Below are 20,277 nucleotides of genomic sequence, written 5' to 3' on the forward strand. Positions count from 1 at the left end.
ATGAATGTAAATTTGGTTGAGGCACTTGATCCGAGTGCCGATGGGCACCGGCGCATGCCGGCGGCCTCGCATCCTCCAAAAACGAGATCCAACCCATGACCTCGCCTCTCGCGACTTCACGCTCTCTGACACTGTGCCTATCGAAGAATCTGTGGAGCGGCGCGCTCTTCGTCGCGGCCGGGCTGATCGGGCTCGTGCTGTCCCAGGGCTATGCCCTCGGCACCGCGTCGAAAATGGGTCCCGGCTACTTCCCGACCCTATTGTCGGGTGTCCTGACCGCCCTCGGCGCGGCGATCGCCGCCAAAGGCGTCGGCGCCCGGGGACGGGATCGTGAGGCGGTGACGATCGATCTCGCCGGTCTCTGCTGGATCGCCGGCAGCATCGTGGTGTTCGCGACGCTGTTTCAGCCTCTCGGGCTGATCGTCGCCTCGTTTCTGGCGACGCTGGTGGCAAGCCGGGCGGCCCGGGATGCCACCTGGCGCGGCGCCATTGTCGAGGCCGCCCTGCTCTCTGCCGTCGCCTGGCTCCTGTTCATCGAGGTGCTGCACCTGCCGTTCGAAGCATGGCCGCCCGTCCTGGCGCACTGAAACGGAAGCGCCCCCGTGGATCTTCTCGCGCATCTCTCCATCGGTCTCACGACGGCTCTGACGGTGGCGAATCTGTCCTACGCGTTCCTCGGCGTGCTGATCGGCACGCTGATCGGCGTGCTGCCAGGCCTCGGCCCCGTCGCGACGATAGCGATGCTGCTGCCGGCGACCTACGCCCTGGAGCCAGAGTCCGCCATCATCATGCTCGCGGGCATCTACTATGGAGCCCAATACGGCGGCTCGACCACGGCGATCCTGGTCAATCTCCCCGGCGAGTCCTCGTCGATCGTCACCTGCCTCGACGGCTATGCCATGGCGCGGCGCGGACGGGCGGGCGCAGCGCTGGCCATCGCGGCCATCGGTTCGTTCTTCGCCGGCACGGTGGCGACCCTGCTCATCGCCGCCTTCGCCGCGCCGCTGTCCAGGATCGCCCTCAGCTTCGGCCCGGCGGAATACTTCTCGCTCATGGTGCTCGGGTTGATCGGTGCTGTGGTCCTTGCCCATGGCTCGCTCCTCAAGGCCATCGCCGTCGTGGCCCTGGGATTGCTGCTCGGCATGATCGGGCCGGATCTCGAATACGGCATCACCCGCTTCGGCTTCGGCGTGCCCGAGCTGGCAGACGGCCTCGGCTTCATCGGCCTGTCCATGGGCCTGTTCGCCTTCCGCGAGATCGTCGCCAACCTCGAGGGCGGCACCGACCGCGAGGTCTTCACCCGCAAGATGGACGGGCTGTGGCTGACCCGGAGCGAGGCCCGCCAGGCAGCGCCCGCGGTGCTGCGTGGTACCGCGATTGGTGCGGTGCTCGGCGTTCTGCCCGGCGGCGGGGCGCTTTTGTCCTCCTTCGCCTCCTATACCCTGGAGAAAAGGATCGCACGCGATCCCTCCCGCTTCGGCGAAGGCGCGATCGAGGGCGTGGCCGGGCCGGAATCGGCCAACAACGCCGGAGCGCAGACCTCGTTCGTGCCGATGCTGACGCTCGGCATTCCCACCAATCCGACGATGGCGATGATGATCGGCGCCCTCGCGCTGCACAACATCCAGCCGGGACCGCGCTCGATGACGGCGAACCCCGAGCTGTTTTGGGGTCTGATCGCCTCGATGTGGATCGGCAACCTGCTGCTCGTGATCCTCAATCTTCCGCTGGTCGGCATCTGGGTTCGGCTCCTGTCGGTGCCGTACCGGATGCTCTATCCAGCCATCATCCTGTTCTGCCTGATCGGCGTCTATACGGTGGCCGGCTCCGCCTTCGACGTCTGGATGCTCGTTCCTTTCGCGCTGTTCGGCGTCCTCCTCCACAAGCTCGGCTGCGAGCCGGCCCCGCTGCTCCTCGGCTTCACCCTCGGTCCGACGATGGAGGAGAACCTTCGCCGCGCGCTGCTGCTGTCGCGCGGCGACCCGAGCGTGCTGGTGACACGCCCAATCTCGGCGCTCCTGCTGGCCGTCACGGCCGCGCTCGTGGTCGTGGTCGCCGTGCCGGCGATCCGCCGGACCCGCGCCCAGGTGTTCAACGAGGCCGATGCCTGAAGCGCCGCCAACCTTCCCCAAAGCCGCTCGATCCCGGAGAATCCGCGATGTCCACCGTCCCGGCGCCAACCCACGCCCTTGAACAGCCGGAGCTGCCGTTCGAGGCCGCACCGCTGTCGCCCTACACCGGAACCCGCATTGCCGAAATCGGCAACTTGCGCAGCATCGACGATGCGGCCTTCGCGGCGATCGCCCGCATCCTCTATGAGCGCGGCGTGGTGGTGATCCCCGGACAGGGCCTCGACGCCGTCGAGCTCGAGACGTTCGGCCGGCGCTTCGGCGAGCTCTGGATCGGTCCGCTGCAGAGGCCGGTGCCGGGGGCGACCTTCGCGATCCCGATCTCCAACAAGGGCAAGTCGAAGGCCATTTCCGAGCGCTGGCACTCCGACAGCCCCTTCGTCCCCGCCCCGGCCAAGATCACCATCCTGTCGGCCCAAGAGGTGCCGCCCGTCGGCGGCGACACCATGTGGTGCAACCAGTACGCCGTCTATGACGCCCTCCCGGAGGGGTACAAGTCCACCCTCGCCCATTTGAAGGCGGTTCATTATGGCCGCGCCCAGGACATCGTCCTCAACGGGATCGACCGCGACCTGCCGGGCTGGGCCCATCCGGTGATCCGTACCCATCCGGAGACCGGCAGGAAGCTGCTGTTCGTCAGCGCGCACGCCGAGCATTTCGAGAATGTAAGCCGCGAGGACAGCCGGCCGCTGCTGTCGTACCTGCAGTCGCTTCTTGGCAGGCCCGAATTCAGCTACCGCCATCGCTGGACCAAAGGCGACCTGGTGATCTGGGACAACCGGGCCACCACACACTACGCGATCCACGACTACGGCGACTATCCGCGCCTGCTCTATCGCGTGACCGTCCAAGGCGAAGTCCCTGCCTGATCTCCGTCCGCCATCCCTTGAACGGAAGCCAAGACCATGTCGATACCGCAGATGCACCTTCCGGCGATGTTCGCCCTGAGAGCGGCCGTGCAGCGCACATTGCTGGCCGTCGTCGTTCCCGCTACGCTGGCTTTCTGGACCGTTCCGGCAATCGCCGAGGACAGCTATCCCAATCGCCCCATCCACCTCGTCGTGCCATTCGCGGGCGGCGTGACCGACAAGGTGTCCCGGGTGTTCGGCGAGCGGCTCGAGGCGATCCTGAAGCAGCCGATCGTCGTAGAGACCAAGGCCGGAGGCAGCGGGGTCGTCGGCACGCGCTGGGCCGCCCAGCAGCCGGCGGACGGATACACCCTGCTCGTCGGCTCCGACGGGCTGTCGCTCAACGCGGCGCTCGCCTCCGACGACACGTTCGATCCGGCGCGGGACCTCACGCCGATCGCCCCGATCGTGTCCTTCCCCTTCCTTCTGGTGACCAGCGTCAACAAGCCCTATCGCGATTTGCGCGATCTGGTGACAACGGCGAAAGCCGCTCCCGGCAGGCTGAACTACGCCACCAACGGCGTTTCCACCGGCTCATCCCTGATGGGCGAGGCGCTGAAGAGCGAAACCGGCACCGATATCGTGCCGATCCCCTACAAGGGTGGATCCGAACAGGCGTTGGCGTTGATCTCGGGCGATGTCGACTACGCGTTCCTGACGACCGCCTTCGTGCAGCCCTATATCCGTGACGGCGCCCTGAAGCCGCTGGCCATTGCGACCCATGAGCGGTCGGCGGCATTCACGGATGTGCCGACGGTGTCGGAGCTCGGGTATACGACGCTCGGCAAGGGCTTCACCTGGTTCGCCCTGTTCGCCCCGAAGGGTCTCCCCGATGCCATCCGGGCCAGGCTCGAAGCGGCGTCGGGCCAGATCCTCGCGGATCCCTCCTTCCGGAAAACCCTGGCCGAGTGGGACGGCAGCCCGATCGGCACGACGTCCCAAGACCTTGCCGAGCTGCTGCGGTCGCAGACCGACCTCTACGTCAAGCAGCTCGCCGAGTTGCCGGCCAAGCAGAACTGAGCACACTCCACTTCCCCTGCAATCCAACACGCAAGGACTGCCATGTCCGGACAACATGCGGATTTCGATCGCTTTCTGGTGAGCACACCATGGCTCGCCGCCCATCTGGACGAGCCGGACCTCCTCGTCTTCGACGTCACTTCCGGCGTGGCCTCCGTTCGCGAGCCGGACGGGCCTCTGGTGCCGGCCCGCGACGCGTATGAAGCCGGGCACATCCCGGGCGCCCGCCATCTCGACCTCAAGGCGGATTTCTCGGATCCCGACAGCCCGTTCGACTTCATGATGCCGTCGCTCGACCGATTTGCCGCTGCCCTCGGTGCATCCGGCATCGGCAACGACAGCCGGGTCGTGCTGTACTCCATCGGAAGCTACGGCTTTGCGGCACGGTTGTGGTGGATGCTGCGCCACGTCGGCTTCGACAGGGCCGCGATCCTCGACGGCGGACGCAGACGCTGGGTGGCCGAAGGACGGACCCTCGAGAGTGGAAGCGCAGCCCCGTTCGCGCCCGCCCGCTTCGAGATCCAGACGGTGCGGCATGGCTTTGTCGGCCGCGATGACGTGCTGGCGGCCTTATCCGATTCCACCGTCAGGGTCGTCAACGCTCTGTCGCCGGCCGCTCACTCTGGAGAGGCGGAATCCAGGCACGGCCGACGCGGCCACATCACCGGGAGCGTGAACGTGCCCCAAGGCGATCTGGTCGATCCTGCGACAAACCGCTTCCGCGCACCGCCCGAGATCGAGGCTCGCTTCGCCTCGGCGGGCATCGGGCCGGGCGAACGGGCCATCACCTATTGCGGCGCAGGCATCGCTGCCGCGGTGGACGCCTTTGCGCTCGCCCGCATCGGCCACGACGACGTCGCGGTCTACGACGCCTCGCTGGCCGAATGGGCGCGAGATCCTGCGCTTCCGATGTCGGCTCCGGCGCTTCCGGCATCGGATGGGACGGCATGAGACGACGCTTTCCATCGCCGACGGGCTCGGCGGAGACCTTTGTCACCTCCACCGAGATCATTGCGGCCGCCCGGCGGCGTCTGGCCGACGATGTCTGGGCCTATCTCGTCGGCGGGGCGGAGACGGAGACCACTCTCGCCCGCGACCGCGACGCGTTCGATCGAATTGCTCTGCGTCAACGGGTGCTGACGGGCATCGAGACGACCGACGTCGCAGCGGACGCGTTCGGACGGAGGAGCCGGCTTCCCGTAATCCTGTCGAGCATCGGCTCGCTCGACCAATTGCACCCCGACGGAATCGAGGGCGCGGCGAAGGCCGCAGAGGCCTTCGGCGTGCCGATCGCCGTCTCCTCGGTGCTGAAAGACGGATTGGTGCGGGGAGCGCGGGCCGCACCGTCCGGCATCCGCTGGTTCCAGCTTTACATCGACGGTGACGCTACGTGGGCAACGGCCGCGGCCGACCGTGCCGAGGCCGCCGGCTATCAGGCACTCGTCGTCACGGTCGACCTGCCGGTCATGGGCTTGCGCGAGCGGCCGCCCTCTCCCGACCTCCCGCGTTTCGAACGTCCGGACGGGCGCCATCGCGCCCGGCTTTCGTGGGACGATCTCGGAGCCCTCGTTCGGCGCACGCCGCTTCCGGTGGTGATCAAGGGCATCACGGCCGCGGAAGACGCTGCCCGCGCCTGCGAGATCGGCGCCGCAGGAATCTGGGTGTCCACCCATGGCGGACGGCAGCTTGACCAAGGCCTCGGGGCGCTGGACTGCCTGCCGGAGGTATCGGCGTCAGTCGACGGCAGGGCCCGGATCATCCTCGACGGCGGTGTTCGCCGGGGCACCGACGTCATCAAGGCGATCGCACTCGGGGCCGATCTCGTCGCCATCGGCCGCCTCTACGGCTTCGGCCTCGCCGCCGCCGGACAATTCGGTGTCGAGAGAATCCTCACGCTCCTCGAGGAAGAGATCCGTACAACCCTCGTCCTGCTCGGTGTCGGATGTCTGGCCGCCCTCGGCCCTCATATGCTGCGCGCCGCCCACCCGGCATATCCGGCACAGGATCCGTTGCACCGCGCCTTTCCCCATCTTGCTGTGCTCCTTGAGCAGGCATCGGCCACAGCCGCGGAGTCCGGGGCCATCACCCGATGAGGGCAGCCTCATGAGGCTCGCGGTGTTCGGGGCCGGCGCAGTCGGCTGCCATATCGCCGCGCGGCTTGCCCGCGCGGGCATCGATCCCGTGCTTGTCGGACGCCCGCCGACGGTGGCGGCCATCCGCACGGGGGGCCTTCGGCTCGTCTCGGATGCCGAGGATTTCACCGTTCCGGTCTCTGCCGAAGACGACACGTGCCGCCTCGGTACCCAAGACGCCGTGATCGTGGCGCTCAAGGCTCACACGCTTGGTGCGGCGCTCGACGATCTCGTCCCGCTCGTCGGTCCGGACACCGTCGTCACGTTCGCCGTCAACGGCATTCCCTGGTGGTACGGCGAAAGCTTGGCCATGCCGGTCGCCGCGCTGGCACGGCTCGACCCAGGCGGCCGGCTGAAGCGTAAGATCGGCGCGGCACGCACCGTCGGCTGCGTGGTTCATTCGGCGAATGCGATCATAGCGCCGGGGGTGGTGCGCAACGTCTCGAGCCGCAACCGCTTCCTGCTTGGCGCCGCCGCGGGCTCGCCCCACCCCCGGCAGGCGGAGCTCGCCGCCATACTGGCCGCGGGTCTCGACGAGGTGGGGATCACCGACAACATCCGCGCTGCGGTCTGGGAAAAGCTGCTGCACAATCTCGCCGCGTCATCGATCGGCTGCCTGACCTTGAGCCGGGCCGACCAGATCGCCTCCAACCCCGGCCTCGCCGTTCTCTATCGGCAGGTTCTGGCGGAAGCGCGCGCCATCGCGGCCGCCCTCGGGATCACGCTCCCAGACGACGCCTCGGAACGGCTCGCCCACATGGCGGGACTGCCCCATCGCTCCTCGATGCAGCAGGATCTCATCGCGGGACGGCCGCTCGAACTGGATGCCCAGATCCTGGTGGTGCGGGATCTTGCCCGCGCGCTGTCCTGCCCTGCGCCGGTGCTCGAAATCCTATCGATCCTGCTGGAGGCACGCACTCGCAGTTCACAAGGGAGCTCGACGTGATGCTGATGGCCAAGCAAGGCCAGTCGGATGGTCGCGGCGCGTGCTATTGCAATAGGCCTGTCACTGCACGCCAAACACCTCGTCGAGTCCGCGCCTTCCAACGCTTTAAGCAGCCACGCCGGATGACCGCGCCAGGGCACGAACAGCGGCCAGGATGTCCTCGGCCTCCGTCCGCGCGAGCCAGTCCGGGCTGACGTCGGCGAAGCGCACCACCCGCCTCGGATCGATGACGATGGCCGTGGGCATCGGCAGCTCCCAGGTGCCGGTCCCGGTGACCTCACCGATCGGCCGGCCTTGGGCCAGCGCGGCCCGACGGGACGGCTCGTCATAGCTGTAGAGGATGCCGAAGCGGCGGCCGAGCGCGTTGTCCGGATCCGATGCGACCAGGAAGTCGAGCTGGTGCCGGCGTTTGATCTCGACCAGTCGCTCCGGCACCTGGGGACTGAGCGCGAGCAGCGTGGCGCCCAGCTCGCGCAGACCAGGGGCCAGTTGGTCGCGATAGTAGGGCAGCGCAATGTTGCAGGCCGGGCAGCCGGCAAAGCGGAAGAAGACCAGCACGAGCGGCCCGGACGCCAGCAACGTGCCGAGCGAGAGGGTCGCGCCGTCGACCTCCGGCACCTGGAAATCAGCAACGGTGTCGCCGGCCTGCACGAAGGCCGCGTGCTTCGCCCGCTCCACCAGCGCCGCGCGCTGATCGATGTTGACCTGCAGCGCCGCCGGATCCCAGGTGGCGACGCGGTGGGCATGAAGGGCGGCGAGCTGCGCGCGCAGCGTCGGGCCTCGGGTCATGGAACCTCCTCGATGTCAGAGGGGATGATGGCAGGCCACCACCCGCTGCGAGCCGATGGCGACCGGAGGCGGCTCCTCCTGCCGGCAGCGCGCGGTGGCGGCGGGGCAGCGCGTGTGGAAGCGGCAGCCGGGCGGCGGCCGGGTCGGCGACGGGATCTCGCCCGGAAGAGGCACGAAGCTGCGCCGGGCCTGCGGGTCGGGCTCGGGGATCGCCGACACCAGCGCCCGTGTGTAGTGGTGGGCCGGATGGCGGAACAGCGCGTCGGCCGGCCCGATCTCGACGAGGCGGCCGAGATACATCACGCCGATGCGGTCGGAGACATGCCGCACCAGATGCAGCCCGTGGCCGATGAACAGATAGGTCAGCCCCAGCCGTTCCTTCAGGTCCTGCAGCAGGTTGACGACCTGCGCCTGGACCGAGACGTCCAGCGCCGACACCGCCTCGTCGGCCAGGACGAAGCGGGGCTGCAGCGCGATCGCGCGGGCGATGGCGACGCGCTGGCGCTGCCCGCCGGACAGCTGGTGCGGATGGCGGCTGTGCCAGGCAGGGTCGAGGCCGACCTGCTCGAGCAGCGCCTGCACGCGCTCGCGGCGCTGCGCCGAGGCGAGGCGCTCATGGACGGCCAGCGGTTCGCCGATGATGCCGCCCACGGTCCAGCGCGGATCGATCGATCCGTAGGGATCCTGGAACACCATCTGCATGTGGCGCCGCATCTGCCGCACGCCATGGCGGTCGAGTCCCGCGAGATCCCTGCCGTCGAAGGCGACCCGGCCGCCCGTGGCCGGTTCGAGCTGGAGCAGCAGGCGTGCGAGCGTCGACTTGCCGCTCCCCGACTCCCCCACCAGCCCGAAGGTCTCGCCCTCGTGGATCTGGAACGACACGCCGTCGACCGCGCGCACCACCGGCCGCGTGACGCCGGGCCAGGCGATGCCCAGCGGATAGTGCTTGTGCAGGTCGACGACGTCGAACAGCGGCTTCCGGACCGCTGCGGGGACCGGCGAGGCCGCCACGGCCTCCCCCGGCGCCGGTCGCGGCATCGGGTCGTCATGCGGATGCCAGCACGCCACCCGACGGGCGCCCTCCGGCCGCAGCGGCGGCGCCTCGGCCGCGCATTGCCGTGTCGCGCGCGGGCATCGCGGATGGAAGCGGCAGCCCGACGGCGGATGCGACAGGCTCGGGATCGTGCCGCGGATCGAATGCAGCCGCCGGCCGCGGTCGACCCGGGCCCCGACCACCGACTGCAGCAATCCGCGGGCATAGGGATGGGCCGGCCGCGCGAACAGTTCGGCCACCGGCGCGTCCTCGACGACACGGCCGGCATACATCACGACCACGCGGTCCGCCACCTCGGCGGCGATGCCGAGATCATGCGTGATCAGCAGGATCGCCATGCCGGTCTCGGCCTGCAACTCCTTCAGCAGCGTCAGGATCTGGGCCTGGATGGTGACGTCGAGGGCGGTGGTCGGCTCATCGGCGATCAGCAGCCGCGGGCTGCAGGCCAGCGCCATGGCGATCATCGCCCGCTGGCGCATCCCCCCGGACAGCTGGTGCGGGTATTGGTCGACGCGCAGATGGGGATCCGGAATCTTCACGCGCTGCAGCAGGCCGATCGCCTCTTTCCGGGCCGCGGCGCGGCCGAGCCCCCGGTGCCGCACGATGACCTCGGCGATCTGCGTGCCGATGGTGAACACCGGGTCGAAGGCGGTCATCGGTTCCTGGAACACGATGCCGATGGCGCGCCCGCGCAGGTCGCTCATCTCGCGCTGCGACAGCCGGGCCAGGTTGCGGCCGTCCAGCCGCACCTCGCCGCGGGCGAGCCTGCCGCCCTTGTGGTCGATCAACCGCATGATCGACAGGGCGGTCAAGGTCTTGCCGCTGCCCGATTCGCCGACGAGGCAGACCGTCTCCCCGGCGCCGATCCGCAGGTCGATCGCATCGACCGCCTTGAGCATCCCCGCTTGCGTCGGCAATTCGACGGACAAGGCCTTGATGTCGAGAAGCGCGTCCATGGCTCTCAGCCCGCACGCAGACGCGGATCGAACCGGTTGCGCAGCGCGTCGCCCAGCAGGTTCACCGAGATCACCAGCGCGGTGATCGCCAGGCCGGGAAAGGTGGCGAACCACCAGGCGACGGTCAGGTAGCTGCGCCCCTGGCTCAGCAGGAAGCCCCAGTCCGGCCGGTCGTCGATGACGCCGAGGCCGATGAAGCTGAGGCTGGCCCCGATCAGGATCGCATTGGCGATGCCGAGCGTGGCCATCACCAGCATCGACGACAGCGTGTGCGGCAGGATGTGGCGCAGGAGGATCAGACCGTGGGAGCTGCCGATCGAGCGCGACGCCTCGATGAAGGGCCGGCCTCTGACGGCGATGACCTGCGCCCGCATCACCCGCGCATAGCGCGGCACGGTCACCAGCCCGACCGCCAGGATCGTGTTGCCGAGGCTGGCGCCGAGCGCGGCCGCGATGACGATCGCCAGCAGGATGTCGGGCACCGCCATCCAGATGTCGACGAAGCGCATCAGCACCATGTCGACCACGCGTCCGGCATAGCCCGAGACGAGGCCGATGATCCCGCCGATCAGCCCGCCGAGGCCGACCGCGCAGGCCCCCATCAGCAGGGATTGCCGCGCGCCGTGGATCACGAGGCTCAGCACGTCCCGGCCGAAATGATCGGTGCCCAGCCAATGCACCGGGCCCGGCGCCTGCAGGATCGCCTCCGCGTCCATGTCGGTCGGATCGAACGGCGCGATCCAGGCCGGCGCCAGCGCACAGGCGACGATGGCCGCCACCACCAGGGCGGGCAGCGCGATGCGCGGCCTCAGCGCCGGCGGCAGCCGCGGCCGGCGTCGGGGCTGAATCGCGGCGCCTCGCGGCAGCGTCAGGTCGAGGGCGGGCTCTGCCGCCTGGCCACTCACCATGTCAGATCCTCAGGGCCGGACCCGCCGGTCGATCCAGCCGTAGGAGAGGTCGACCAGCAGGTTGATGAGCACGTAGATGACCGATACGAACAGGATCACGCCCTGCACCACCGGGATGTCCTTGACGCCGACCGCCTCGACCAGGATGCGGCCCACGCCCTGGCGGGCGAACAGCGTCTCCGTGACCACGGCGCCCGACAGCAGTTCGCCTGTCAGGATGCCGAGCAGGGTCACGACGGGGATCAGTGCGTTGCGCAGCACGTGCCGGTACAATACCTGCCGTTCCCGCAGCCCCTTGCCGCGCAGCGTCGTGACGAAGGGTTCGTCGAGCACGTCGAGCACGCTGTCGCGTACCATCCGCGCCAGCTTCCCGGCGGCGATCAGCCCGAGGCAGGCGACCGGCAGCACGAGCTGCTTCAGGCTGCCGCTGCCGATGGCCGGCAGCCACTGCAGGGTCACCGAGAAGACCAGGATCAGCAGGATGCCGAGCCAGAAGGACGGCATCGAGGTGAGGAACAGGGTCGCGGCCTGGATGGCTTGGTCGACCCAGCCGTCCCTGTTGACCGCAGCCGTCACGCCCGCGCCGATGCCGACGACGATCGCCACCGCGCAGGACAGGCAGGTCAGGACCAGCGTTGACGGAACCTGCGCCCACAACCGGCCGAACACCGGCTCGCCGGTGGAGAACGACGTCCCCAGATCGCCGCGGGCCAGCCCCTGCAGATAGGCGGCGTATTGCTCCCACAGCGGGCGGTCGGTGCCGAGGCGGTCGCGAATCCGCTCGATCGTCTCGGCCGAGGCGTCCTCGCCGGCGATCAAGGCCGCCGGGTCGCCGGGCAGCCAGAACAGGACCAGGAACACCACGGTGAGCGCGCCGAAGACGACGAGCGCCGCGCCGAGCAGCCTTCGCAGGAAGTAGGGCATGGATCCGTCCCGCTACGCGCTGAGCCAGGCGCCCTGGAACTCCGGGAAGCCGTGCGTATCGATCGTGAGGCCGTTCACGTCTTCCGAGGCCGCGATGGTGTAGAGCAGCACATAGACCGGGATCGCGTAGGCCTTCGCGACCAGCTTGCGCTGGACCTGCCGGTACAGCTCGGCGCGCCTGTCCGGGTCTGCCTCGCGGAAGCCGGCCTTCAGCCACTGGCTGATCTCGGGATCGTCGACCTTGGAGACCGAGGATCTGGCGCGCCCCTCGGGCAGGTGGAGGCGGCGCAGCACATCCGGATCGGGCGCGAACTGGCTTGCGCCGGAGAGGTCGTAGTCGCCGGAGGCGAGCTTGGCGGTGTAGGTCCCGGCCGGCTGGCTGTCGATGGTCAGTTCGATGCCGCTCTTCGCCAGCTGCCGCCGCGCCAGTTGGATCACGTCGAGGCGCTTTTCGCGATTGCCCTGGGTGTCGACGAAGCTGATGGTGAGGCGCTTGCCGTCCTTCTGACGAATGCCGCCCTCGCCCGGGATCCAGCCCTTCTGGTCGAGGATCTGCGCCGCCCGGCCGGGATCGTGGCTCCAGGACTTGGCGAGATCCTTGTCGTTCGATGCGAAGATCGACGGCGAGAGCGGCGACCAGGCACGCGGCTGCGTGCCCAGATGGATCACGCGCACGATGGTGTCGATGTCGAGCGAAAGCTGGACCGCCTGCCGGATCTCCTCGTCGTCCCACGGCGCCTTCGCGACGTTCAGGTAGAGCGTGTAGTTGTTGTTCAGCAGCTCCTTCTGCAGGACGCGGAAGCCGGCGTCGGATTGCAGCGCGACGATGTTCTGCGGCGGAATCCCGTCGGCGGCGTGCACCTGCCCGCTCTGCAGCGCGGCGACCCGGGTCGCCTCCTCCGGGACGTTCTTGAAGGTCAGCTGGTCCAGATAGGCAGGTCCGGGATGCGTGGCCGTCGGCGGCGCCCAACGGTAGTCGTCGTTCCGGGCCAGCCGGATCTCGGTGCCCTGGGTCAGGCCGGCGAAGCGGAACGGGCCCGTGCCGACCGGGTTCTGGCCGAAGGTCTCGCCATATGTCGCGACGGCGGCGGGCGAGACGATGCCCAGGGTCGTCTTGGTGAGATTGCGGAGCAACGGGGCGAAAGGTTCCGACAGCGTGATCCGCACCGTGTCGTCGCCCAGCGCCTCCGAGCCTGCATAGGGGCCGATGTCCGGCAGGGCGACGAGGGCGTTCTTCGGGTCCTTGATCCGGTCGAGATTGGCCTTCACCGCCGCCGCATCGAAGCGCGTTCCGTCATGGAAGGTGACGTCCGTCCGCAGCTTGAAGGTGTAGGACGTCTGGTCGGGCGAGACCTCCCACGCGGTTGCCAGCCAGGGTCCGACCGACTGATCGGGCAGCAGCACCAGAAGACTGTCGAAGATCGATCGGAAGACGCGGTTGTGCGGCGCGAAGCCCGAATTGTGGGGGTCGAGCACGAACTTGACGACCGCCGCCCCGTCAAGGCCGAACACCAGCTCTCCGCCGGATTTCGGGGCGGCGGGCGCCTGGCCGCGCGCACCGGAGACCGCGAGGACGGAGCCCGCGACAAGCAGGCCGAACTGACGTCTGGTGGGCATGTCTGTCTGCCTCTATGAGCCGCCTGGGGCGAGAGCGCGGAGTGCCGGCATCGGGGGATGCGAACCGCGCGGCCTCCTCCCGACCACGGAAGCCCGCCGCGCGGCCGCGGGAGCGGGCCGTCGCCGGGCCCGCCCCTCCCTCCTCGTCAGAGATCGGCGTGGAGCCGCTCGTCGGCGATCAGCACCCGCTCCATCAGCCGCGGGAAATCGCCGTAGTTGCGGACCGCGTAGTGGACGGCCGCACGGTTGTCCCAGAAGGCGATGGAGCCCGGACGCCAGCTGAACCGGACCTGGAATTCCGGCCGGCGATACTGGTCGAGGACCCGCGTCAGGAGCTCATGCCCCTCGGCGCGGTCGAGCCCGACGATGGACGGGCTCTGGCTGAAGTTCACCCAGAGGATCTTCTCGCCGGTCTCGCGATGCGTCCGCACGATCGGATGGGCGACGATCGGGTAGTCGTGCCCGGCCCGGTTCAGGGACGACCGGAAATCATGGGTCACGTGCAGGCCGTCCAGGCGCTGCTTGAGCTCGTCCGACAGCTCGCGATAGGCCAGGCCCGCATCCACCCAGATGGTGTCGCCGCCGACCGGGGGCAGGTTCACGGCGCGGAGCACGGCCCCCCAGGCCGGCACGAGGCGCCAGCTGGTGTCGGTGTGATAGCCGTCGCGGAAGGCCGCCTTCGGATCGGCGATCACCGGCTTCACCTCGTGCGGCACGATCTGGTGGATCGCCGGGACCTGCGCCACCGACGTGGTGCTCGGATGGGTGTAGAGCGGACCGAACTGCTTCGCGAACGCCTCGTGCTGTTCGCGTATCAGGTCCTGGTCGCGGAAGAAGACGACCTTGTGCTTCAGGACGGCCGCCCGGATCTCGTCGCGCACCGCATCCGACAGCGGCTGACGCAGGTCGACGCCGGCGATCTCGGCGCCGATCGTCGGTTGCAGCGGCCGGATGTCCAGCGACGCCTCGGATCTCTCCTGCAATTGCACTGCTGCGCTCATGCTCTGCTCCTTCCGATGAGGGTCAAGGGGCGGCAAGCCAGTGGCGGCGGAGTTCGAAGGCGTGCCATCGATTCTGCTGACTATGTTCGTGATTCTTTTAGAGAATGTCAATTCATACTGTTATATATTTTAAAATATGCACAGATGATTTGTTATTAAGATCCTGCTGACAGGCCCACCATGGACTCGACCTATCTCGCTCCCCAGTCGCCGCCAAACTGGCGCCGCCTCCCGTCCCTCACCACCTTGCGGGCGCTGGAGGCGGTCAGCCGCCATCAGAGCCTGAGCCGGGCTGCCGACGAGCTCTGCGTCACCCCGGCCGCAGTCAACCACCAGATCCGTCAGCTGGAGGATCATCTCGGCGTGCCGCTGCTGCGCCGGATCGGCCGCAACGTTGTGGTCACCGAGGCCGGCGAGGCCTGCCTGCCGGGGGTCCGAGAGGCACTCGACAGGCTGGTGGCGGCGCTCGCGGCAGCCGAGTCCTTCGAGGACAAGGATCACGCCATCACCGTCAGCGTGCCCTCCTCCTTTGCAAGCAAATGGCTGCTGCCCCGTCTTGGCCGCTTTCAGCAGGCGCATCCGGGCATCGATCTGCGGATCATTGCCAGCAGCCTGCTCTCCAATTTCCAGAATGACGGTGTCGACATCGCAATCCGCTACGGGCCGGGACGGTATCCGGACCTGACGGCGGAACTGCTGATGTCCGAAACGATGTTCCCGGTCGCCAGCCCCGCCCTGCTCAAGAACAAGCCGGTGAAGACCCCGACGGACCTGCGGGACCACGTGCTGCTGCACAGCGATAGCCTCCTGCGGGACCATGCCGGACCAACCTGGCCCATGTGGCTGCGGGCAGCAGGAGAAGGAGACGCCAATCCCGGCCTGCGCGGACCGCGCTTCACCCTCTCCGCTCTCGCTATCGAGGCTGCCGCGCAAGGCGAAGGCATCGCTCTCGCCAAGTCGGCGCTCGCCGAGAACGACCTGCGCACCGGCCGGCTGGTCCGACTGTTCGATCAGGCGACGCCGACCGAGTTCGCCTATTACATCGTCGGCCCGGCGCGCAACTTCCGCCGCCCCAGGATCAAGATGCTGATCGACTGGCTCCATGCCGAGGCCGACGCGTCGCGTCAATCATCCGTCGCCACCGGCCGGGAGGGATCCGCGCTCCAGGCCGACCAGGATCCGGGATAGAGCGCCGCCTCGATCCCCAGGCTCGCCAGCACCGCCACGGCATGGGCCGACGCGATGCCGGCCCCGCAATAGGCCGCCACCGGCCGCGAGCCGTCGACGCCGGCATCGGCGAACCGAGCCCGCAGATCCTCGACCGCCTTGAAGACGCCGCCGGTCCCGAGGCTCTCGGCGCTCGGCACGTTGACCGCGCCAGGGATATGGCCGGCGAGATAGGCGTCGCGTGCCCGCGCATCCAGCAGAATACCCTGGCCGGCGACCGCCGCGGCCCCGGCGGCATCCACCACCGGCAGGTGGCCGGCAGACAGCGTGACCGTGCCGGTCGCCGGGACCTTGACCGTGACCATCGTCGGCCGCCCTTCGCCCGTCCAGGCGCCGAATCCGCCGTTCAGCAGGCGGACATCCTTCACCCCGGCCCACCGCAGCACCCACCAGACCCGCGCCGCCTGTATGTTCCTGTTCTCATCGTAGACGACGACGATGCTGTCGGGATCGATGCCCCAGCGCCGGGCGTCGCGCTGCAGGTCGCGGATCTGCGGCAGCGGCCGTCGCCCGGAAAGTGCCGTCGGATCGCCCGCCAGCTCTGTGGCGACGTCGACATAGAGCGCGCCGGGAATGTGCGGGGTCTCGACGGCCGGGCGGATGTCCTGCCGGGCGACGTCGAAGCGAGCATCGAGGATCACCAGAGGTGCGCCGGTGTCCTGCAGGCGCCCCAGTTCGGCGGCGGAGATGAGAACTGGCATGGGCTCTTGCATCCTCACGCTATGGTCGCGCGATAGAGCACGCGGTTGCCGGCCGCATAGTCCTTGAGGCCCTTGTGCTGGACGACGCGGTTGTCCCAGATCGCCAGCAGGCCGGGCTGCCAGGTCAGCCGGAGCTGCACCTCCGGTGCTTTGATGGCGTCGAAGAGGATGCCGAGGATGTTCTGGCTGACGACGCGGGTCTGGCCCTTGATGTAGTTGGTGTAGGACTCGTTGACGTTGATGCGCTTGCGTCCCGTTTCGGGATGGGTTGCGATCAGCGGCACCTCGAAGGCCGGCAGCCTGGCACGCTGCCGGGCTAGCTCCTCGGGATCGAAATAGCGGTCGGCGAGATGACCGGTCGCGTCGGAATAGGTGATGGCGGTCAGCGACTCGAGATAGGCGCGGAACAGCGGATCGAACAGCTCAAGGGCTCGCGCGGCATTGGCGAAGATCGTGTCGCCACCGGACTCTGGCAGTTCCTTGGCATAGAGCGCCGTGAAACGCGGCGGGTTCGGGGAATAGCCGCCGTCGACATGCCAGATGTGGTTGCGCAGATACTTGTTGCGCTCGGAATCGATGGTCAGCGCCGCCGGGTTCTCGGCGGCCTTGGGCGTGTGCGGCCCGCCATAGTTCAGGGGCTCACCCAGAAAGCGGATGAAGTCGGTGAAGTTCCGCGCGGTCACGGTCCCCGGCTCGAACACCAGCACGCCGTGATTGTAGAGCGCATGCAAAAGGGCGGCGCGGACCGCCTCCGGCACCTCGCCCTTCTCATAGCGATAGTCCGAGACGCGGGCGCCGATGGCCGGCGACCAGGGCTTGATGGTGACGCCGGCGTAGCCCGATGGATCGGCGGCGTGTTCTTCATAGACGTGCAGCTTAGCGGTCATGATGGCCTCTTCTGGAGGAAAGGGTCAGCGGCGCGCGAGCCGGGACGCGGCATAGCCGCTGACCTCGTCGCCCGCCGTGCGTTCGAGCAGGAAGGAAAAGCCGACGCTGACGAAGCAGATCGCCGCCAGCAGCGCGAAGGCGCCGGAGAAATGCGCGACGGGTGCGGCCTCTGGCGCCAGCCCCTGGGCCAGCCGGACGGCGAGCGCAGCCACCGCCACGCCGAAGCCGGTCGACAGGTTCTGGAAGGTGAGGAACAGGCTGGTCGCCGCCGCCATCCGCGGCGTTTCGACATCGGCGTAGGAGACGGTGCCATAGGCATTCATGTTCAAGGACCGGCACAGGCCGAAGACCAGCAGCACCGCCGCGATCGCCGGCAGGGGCCAGTTGACCGTCATCGCGGCGTAGCCGACCAGCAGTACGCCGCAGACGAACCCGCTGACGATCAGGGACGAGCGGAAGCCGTAGGTCTTGAGAATGCGCGTGCTGAAGGCCTTCATGGCGAGGCCGCCGACTGCCGGCACCAGCACGATGAGACCGCCTTCCAGCGCCGAGTAGCCGAAGCCGAGCTGGAAGGCGACGGGCAGCAGGAACGGCAGACCGCCGACCGACAGACGGAAGACCGACCCGCCGACCAAGGACCAGCGGAAGGTCGGGACCGTCAGCAGGCTCAGGTCCAGCACCGGTTGCGGCCGGCGGCGGGCATGCAGCAGGTAGGCGACCATCGCCGCCCCCGAGACCGCGAAGATGCCGAGCGCCAAGTTAAGTCCGCCAAGGCCGTGAGCGATCGCCTCCACCCCTGCCGCCGCCGAGGCGAAGCAAAGGGCGGTCAGCAGGAAGCCGGGAATGTCGAACCGCACCGGCTCCTCCTGCCGGAATTGCTCGATCCTGGTCAGGATCAGGACCAGGGCGACGAGACCCAGCGGGATGTTGATGAAGAAGACCCAGCGCCAGGAGGCATAGGTGGTGATGAGGCCGCCAAGGGCCGGGCCGATCACCGGCGCCACCATGGCGGGCAGCAGCACCCAGGCCATGGCCTCCACCATCTCGGATTTGGAGACGCTGCGCAGCACGATCAGCCGCCCGATCGGGGCCATCATCGCGCCGCCGAGGCCTTGCAGCACCCGGGCGGCGACCAGCGCCTCCAGACTGTCCGCGATGCCGCAGAGGAAAGACGCCGCGGTGAAGATGAGCGTCGCCGCCGCAAAGACCGTGCGGGTGCCGAACCGGTCGGCGATCTTGCCGCTGATCGGCACAAAGGCGGCGAGGCTGAGGATATAGGCCGTCATCGCGAGATTGAGCGACAACGGCTCGACGGCGAGCGCGCGTGCGATCTCCGGCACCGCCGTCGCAATGATGGTCGTGTCGAGTTGCTCCATGAAGAAGGCACCCGCGACGATCAAGGCGATGGTGCGCGAACGGGGGGAAAGCGCCGTGCTCATATCGCCATGCCCCGGACTTCGGCGGTCTCCGCATCCTCGATGCGGGCACGGATCGCCTCGCGCAGCCGGGAGCGCCCCCCCGCCCCCGCGAAATCCACGACGTCGAAGTCGGCCGCGACATGGCCGGGACGTCCGAAGACCAGGATGCGGTTGGCGAGCGCCAGGGCCTCATCGATCGAATGGGTGATCTGGAGGACGGTCTTGCCGGTCTCCCGCGCGATCTCCTTGAAGGCGGCGCGCAGCGTATGGGCCGTCACCTCGTCGAGATGGCCGAAGGCCTCGTCGGCAACCAGGATATCGGGGTCGCTGACCAGCGCCCGGGCCAGCGCCACCCGCTGCCGCATCCCGCCCGAAAGCTCGTGCGGGAAGGCATCCTCGTATCCGGCCAACCCTACCTTGGCCAGGCACTCCTCCGCGCTGGGGGCCTCGGGACCGCGTGGGCCGATGATCTCCAGCGGCACCCGGACATTGCCGACGGCCGTGCGCCAAGGTAGCAGCCGGTCGGACTGGAAGACGCAGCCGATGCGCCCCCGCAGCGCCCGAAAATCACGAGCGGGATCGTGCCCGAAGACAGTGATCTTCCCCGAGGTTGGCCGGTCGAGGCCGAGGAGCAGGTTGACCGTTGTCGACTTGCCGCAGCCGGTGCGGCCGAGGATGCAGACGTAGTCCCCACGCTCGACTGCGAATTGCAGCCCCAGCACCGCGGGGCGCCGCACCGGCCGCGGAAAGATTCTGGTCACGTCCGAGAAGCGGATGGCGATCTCAACCATGGGACGTCTCGTTCCTCGGGCGCCATCTGAGGACGCGCCTTTCGATGGCGGACAGGACGAGGTTGCCCAGGATCACGAAGGCGACGAGCGCGGCGGTCCAGACGATCACCTGGTCCATGCGGAATAATTCCTGCGACAGCCGAAGCTGATGTCCAATGCCAGTGATGCCGCCCAGAAGCTCGGCCATGATGGTGACGCGGGTGCCGTTGCCGATATTGACCCGCCAGACGGTGAGCAGCGACGGCAGGGTGGATGGAACCACCAGGATGCGCAGGACCTGGAGCAGGTTCGGTCGCAGGGCCCGTACCATGTCCCAGAGGTCCCGCGGGATCGACCGCACCGCGTCCCGGGCCTGGTAGAAGAAGCTCGGCAAGGCCGCCGTCACCACCACGAAGGCGATGCGGGTCTCCATGTCGCGGAACCACAGGATCGCGAAGATGATCCAGCAGACTGCTGGAATCCCCTGCTTCAACTCGACCAGCGGCACGAGGAACCGCTCGATCCGCCGGTTGAGCGCCGCCCCCACCCCCAACGCCGAAGCGATGAAGAAGGACCCGATCAAGGATAGCGTGATGCGGAGATAGGTCGTCCCGATGGACAGGAGGGTCGAAGGCGTCTCGAAGGTCTGCACGGCCGTCGCCCAGATCTTCTGCAGCGGCGGGAAGAACATCGGCGGATAGTTTGCGGATGCGATCTGCCACAGCACCAGCAGCCCGACGAGGGCAATCGTCCCCTCGACATTGACGCCTCTCAGCCGGCGGCCGAGCCGTCCAAGCAACGCGGGCCGCCCGTCTTCCGCGTATCCTCGGCGCCGGGGCTTTTCGCCGACGAGTGCAGCATCCTCCGTCATGACCTCATTCCCGGTCGG

At 68.4% G+C, this 20,277-nt stretch carries 19 protein-coding genes; 8 read left to right on the top strand and 11 right to left on the bottom strand.

All coding sequences use genetic code 11. The features are described 5' to 3' along the window. Window positions 1–95 precede the first annotated feature (95 nt). From BWR60_RS01155 to BWR60_RS01185, 7 genes are read left to right on the top strand one after another with little or no spacing between them, the layout of a single operon-like run. The gene (locus BWR60_RS01155; protein ID WP_088149158.1) at window positions 96–587 is read left to right on the top strand and encodes a tripartite tricarboxylate transporter TctB family protein; all 492 of its coding nucleotides are present in this window, start codon (window positions 96–98) and stop codon (window positions 585–587) included. A gap of 15 nt (window positions 588–602) precedes the next feature. Then, window positions 603–2,111, top strand: a complete 1,509-nt coding sequence (locus BWR60_RS01160; protein ID WP_088149159.1) for a tripartite tricarboxylate transporter permease — start codon at window positions 603–605, stop codon at window positions 2,109–2,111. A gap of 47 nt (window positions 2,112–2,158) precedes the next feature. After that, window positions 2,159–2,998, top strand: a complete 840-nt coding sequence (locus BWR60_RS01165; protein ID WP_088149160.1) for a TauD/TfdA dioxygenase family protein — start codon at window positions 2,159–2,161, stop codon at window positions 2,996–2,998. 36 nt (window positions 2,999–3,034) lie between these two features. Beyond that, entirely contained in the window at window positions 3,035–4,057 is a 1,023-nt protein-coding gene (locus tag BWR60_RS01170) for a Bug family tripartite tricarboxylate transporter substrate binding protein (RefSeq protein ID WP_088149161.1), read from the top strand. A 42-nt stretch (window positions 4,058–4,099) separates the two neighbouring features. Next, window positions 4,100–5,008, top strand: a complete 909-nt coding sequence (locus BWR60_RS01175; RefSeq protein WP_088149162.1) for a sulfurtransferase — start codon at window positions 4,100–4,102, stop codon at window positions 5,006–5,008. Further along, window positions 5,005–6,150: an alpha-hydroxy acid oxidase gene (locus tag BWR60_RS01180; RefSeq protein ID WP_179221580.1), complete on the top strand. Its 1,146-nt coding sequence runs from the start codon at window positions 5,005–5,007 to the stop codon at window positions 6,148–6,150. The genes BWR60_RS01175 and BWR60_RS01180 overlap by 4 nt, the downstream gene beginning before the upstream one ends. A gap of 10 nt (window positions 6,151–6,160) precedes the next feature. Then, the gene (locus BWR60_RS01185) at window positions 6,161–7,135 is read left to right on the top strand and encodes a ketopantoate reductase family protein (RefSeq protein ID WP_088149164.1); all 975 of its coding nucleotides are present in this window, start codon (window positions 6,161–6,163) and stop codon (window positions 7,133–7,135) included. Between the two features lie 105 nt (window positions 7,136–7,240). Here BWR60_RS01185 and BWR60_RS01190 read toward each other — a convergent pair whose 3' ends face one another. The 6 genes from BWR60_RS01190 to BWR60_RS01215 form a co-directional block, all read right to left on the bottom strand. Further along, the gene (locus tag BWR60_RS01190) at window positions 7,241–7,924 is read right to left on the bottom strand and encodes a peroxiredoxin-like family protein (protein WP_088149165.1); all 684 of its coding nucleotides are present in this window, start codon (window positions 7,922–7,924) and stop codon (window positions 7,241–7,243) included. A gap of 15 nt (window positions 7,925–7,939) precedes the next feature. Further along, window positions 7,940–9,934, bottom strand: a complete 1,995-nt coding sequence (locus tag BWR60_RS01195; RefSeq protein ID WP_088149166.1) for an ABC transporter ATP-binding protein — start codon at window positions 9,932–9,934, stop codon at window positions 7,940–7,942. A 5-nt stretch (window positions 9,935–9,939) separates the two neighbouring features. Continuing rightward, a complete protein-coding gene (locus tag BWR60_RS01200; protein ID WP_088149167.1) occupies window positions 9,940–10,842 on the bottom strand; it encodes an ABC transporter permease in 903 nt (300 codons plus the stop codon). 9 nt (window positions 10,843–10,851) lie between these two features. Then, window positions 10,852–11,766 carry an ABC transporter permease gene (locus BWR60_RS01205; RefSeq protein WP_088149168.1) on the bottom strand — a complete coding sequence of 305 codons (915 nt, stop codon included), beginning with the start codon at window positions 11,764–11,766 and terminating at the stop codon, window positions 10,852–10,854. A 12-nt stretch (window positions 11,767–11,778) separates the two neighbouring features. Then, complete coding sequence (locus BWR60_RS01210; protein ID WP_088149169.1) at window positions 11,779–13,383, bottom strand: ABC transporter substrate-binding protein; 1,605 nt, start codon at window positions 13,381–13,383, stop codon at window positions 11,779–11,781. Window positions 13,384–13,529: 146 nt separating this feature from the next. After that, window positions 13,530–14,384, bottom strand: a complete 855-nt coding sequence (locus BWR60_RS01215; protein ID WP_088149170.1) for a TauD/TfdA dioxygenase family protein — start codon at window positions 14,382–14,384, stop codon at window positions 13,530–13,532. A gap of 180 nt (window positions 14,385–14,564) precedes the next feature. Between BWR60_RS01215 and gcvA the strand changes: the two genes are divergently transcribed. Next, entirely contained in the window at window positions 14,565–15,572 is a 1,008-nt protein-coding gene (gene gcvA / locus BWR60_RS01220; RefSeq protein WP_088149171.1) for a transcriptional regulator GcvA, read from the top strand. Here the strand turns inward: gcvA and BWR60_RS01225 are convergent. From BWR60_RS01225 to BWR60_RS01245, 5 genes are read right to left on the bottom strand one after another with little or no spacing between them, the layout of a single operon-like run. After that, the gene (locus BWR60_RS01225) at window positions 15,509–16,312 is read right to left on the bottom strand and encodes a sulfurtransferase (RefSeq protein ID WP_179221581.1); all 804 of its coding nucleotides are present in this window, start codon (window positions 16,310–16,312) and stop codon (window positions 15,509–15,511) included. The two genes, gcvA and BWR60_RS01225, sit on opposite strands and share 64 nt — an antisense overlap. 14 nt (window positions 16,313–16,326) lie before the next feature. Continuing rightward, window positions 16,327–17,199, bottom strand: a complete 873-nt coding sequence (locus BWR60_RS01230) for a TauD/TfdA dioxygenase family protein (protein WP_088149173.1) — start codon at window positions 17,197–17,199, stop codon at window positions 16,327–16,329. Window positions 17,200–17,223: 24 nt separating this feature from the next. Further along, window positions 17,224–18,639 (bottom strand): MFS transporter, encoded by a 1,416-nt coding sequence (locus tag BWR60_RS01235; RefSeq protein WP_088149174.1) that lies wholly within the window; start codon window positions 18,637–18,639, stop codon window positions 17,224–17,226. Beyond that, entirely contained in the window at window positions 18,636–19,409 is a 774-nt protein-coding gene (locus BWR60_RS01240; protein WP_088149175.1) for an ABC transporter ATP-binding protein, read from the bottom strand. The genes BWR60_RS01235 and BWR60_RS01240 overlap by 4 nt, the downstream gene beginning before the upstream one ends. Next, window positions 19,402–20,259 carry an ABC transporter permease gene (locus BWR60_RS01245; protein ID WP_088149176.1) on the bottom strand — a complete coding sequence of 286 codons (858 nt, stop codon included), beginning with the start codon at window positions 20,257–20,259 and terminating at the stop codon, window positions 19,402–19,404. The genes BWR60_RS01240 and BWR60_RS01245 overlap by 8 nt, the downstream gene beginning before the upstream one ends. Between the last annotated feature and the right edge of the window lie 18 nt (window positions 20,260–20,277).

The organism is Inquilinus limosus (assembly GCF_002195995.1).
GTDB lineage: Bacteria > Pseudomonadota > Alphaproteobacteria > DSM-16000 > Inquilinaceae > Inquilinus > Inquilinus limosus_C.

Excerpts from the sequence above, each read along its gene's own strand:
- BWR60_RS01155 (WP_088149158.1), top strand. The coding sequence starts at position 96 with ATGACCTCGCCTCTCGCGACTTCACGCTCTCTGACACTGTGCCTATCG.
- BWR60_RS01165 (WP_088149160.1), top strand. The coding sequence starts at position 2,159 with ATGTCCACCGTCCCGGCGCCAACCCACGCCCTTGAACAGCCGGAGCTG.
- BWR60_RS01230 (WP_088149173.1), bottom strand. The coding sequence starts at position 17,199 with ATGACCGCTAAGCTGCACGTCTATGAAGAACACGCCGCCGATCCATCG.
- BWR60_RS01175 (WP_088149162.1), top strand. The coding sequence starts at position 4,100 with ATGTCCGGACAACATGCGGATTTCGATCGCTTTCTGGTGAGCACACCA.
- BWR60_RS01215 (WP_088149170.1), bottom strand. The coding sequence starts at position 14,384 with ATGAGCGCAGCAGTGCAATTGCAGGAGAGATCCGAGGCGTCGCTGGAC.
- BWR60_RS01195 (WP_088149166.1), bottom strand. The coding sequence starts at position 9,934 with ATGGACGCGCTTCTCGACATCAAGGCCTTGTCCGTCGAATTGCCGACG.
- BWR60_RS01190 (WP_088149165.1), bottom strand. The coding sequence starts at position 7,924 with ATGACCCGAGGCCCGACGCTGCGCGCGCAGCTCGCCGCCCTTCATGCC.
- BWR60_RS01240 (WP_088149175.1), bottom strand. The coding sequence starts at position 19,409 with ATGGTTGAGATCGCCATCCGCTTCTCGGACGTGACCAGAATCTTTCCG.
- BWR60_RS01235 (WP_088149174.1), bottom strand. The coding sequence starts at position 18,639 with ATGAGCACGGCGCTTTCCCCCCGTTCGCGCACCATCGCCTTGATCGTC.
- BWR60_RS01205 (WP_088149168.1), bottom strand. The coding sequence starts at position 11,766 with ATGCCCTACTTCCTGCGAAGGCTGCTCGGCGCGGCGCTCGTCGTCTTC.
- BWR60_RS01200 (WP_088149167.1), bottom strand. The coding sequence starts at position 10,842 with ATGGTGAGTGGCCAGGCGGCAGAGCCCGCCCTCGACCTGACGCTGCCG.
- BWR60_RS01170 (WP_088149161.1), top strand. The coding sequence starts at position 3,035 with ATGTCGATACCGCAGATGCACCTTCCGGCGATGTTCGCCCTGAGAGCG.
- gcvA (WP_088149171.1), top strand. The coding sequence starts at position 14,565 with ATGGACTCGACCTATCTCGCTCCCCAGTCGCCGCCAAACTGGCGCCGC.
- BWR60_RS01210 (WP_088149169.1), bottom strand. The coding sequence starts at position 13,383 with ATGCCCACCAGACGTCAGTTCGGCCTGCTTGTCGCGGGCTCCGTCCTC.
- BWR60_RS01245 (WP_088149176.1), bottom strand. The coding sequence starts at position 20,259 with ATGACGGAGGATGCTGCACTCGTCGGCGAAAAGCCCCGGCGCCGAGGA.
- BWR60_RS01185 (WP_088149164.1), top strand. The coding sequence starts at position 6,161 with ATGAGGCTCGCGGTGTTCGGGGCCGGCGCAGTCGGCTGCCATATCGCC.
- BWR60_RS01180 (WP_179221580.1), top strand. The coding sequence starts at position 5,005 with ATGAGACGACGCTTTCCATCGCCGACGGGCTCGGCGGAGACCTTTGTC.
- BWR60_RS01225 (WP_179221581.1), bottom strand. The coding sequence starts at position 16,312 with ATGCCAGTTCTCATCTCCGCCGCCGAACTGGGGCGCCTGCAGGACACC.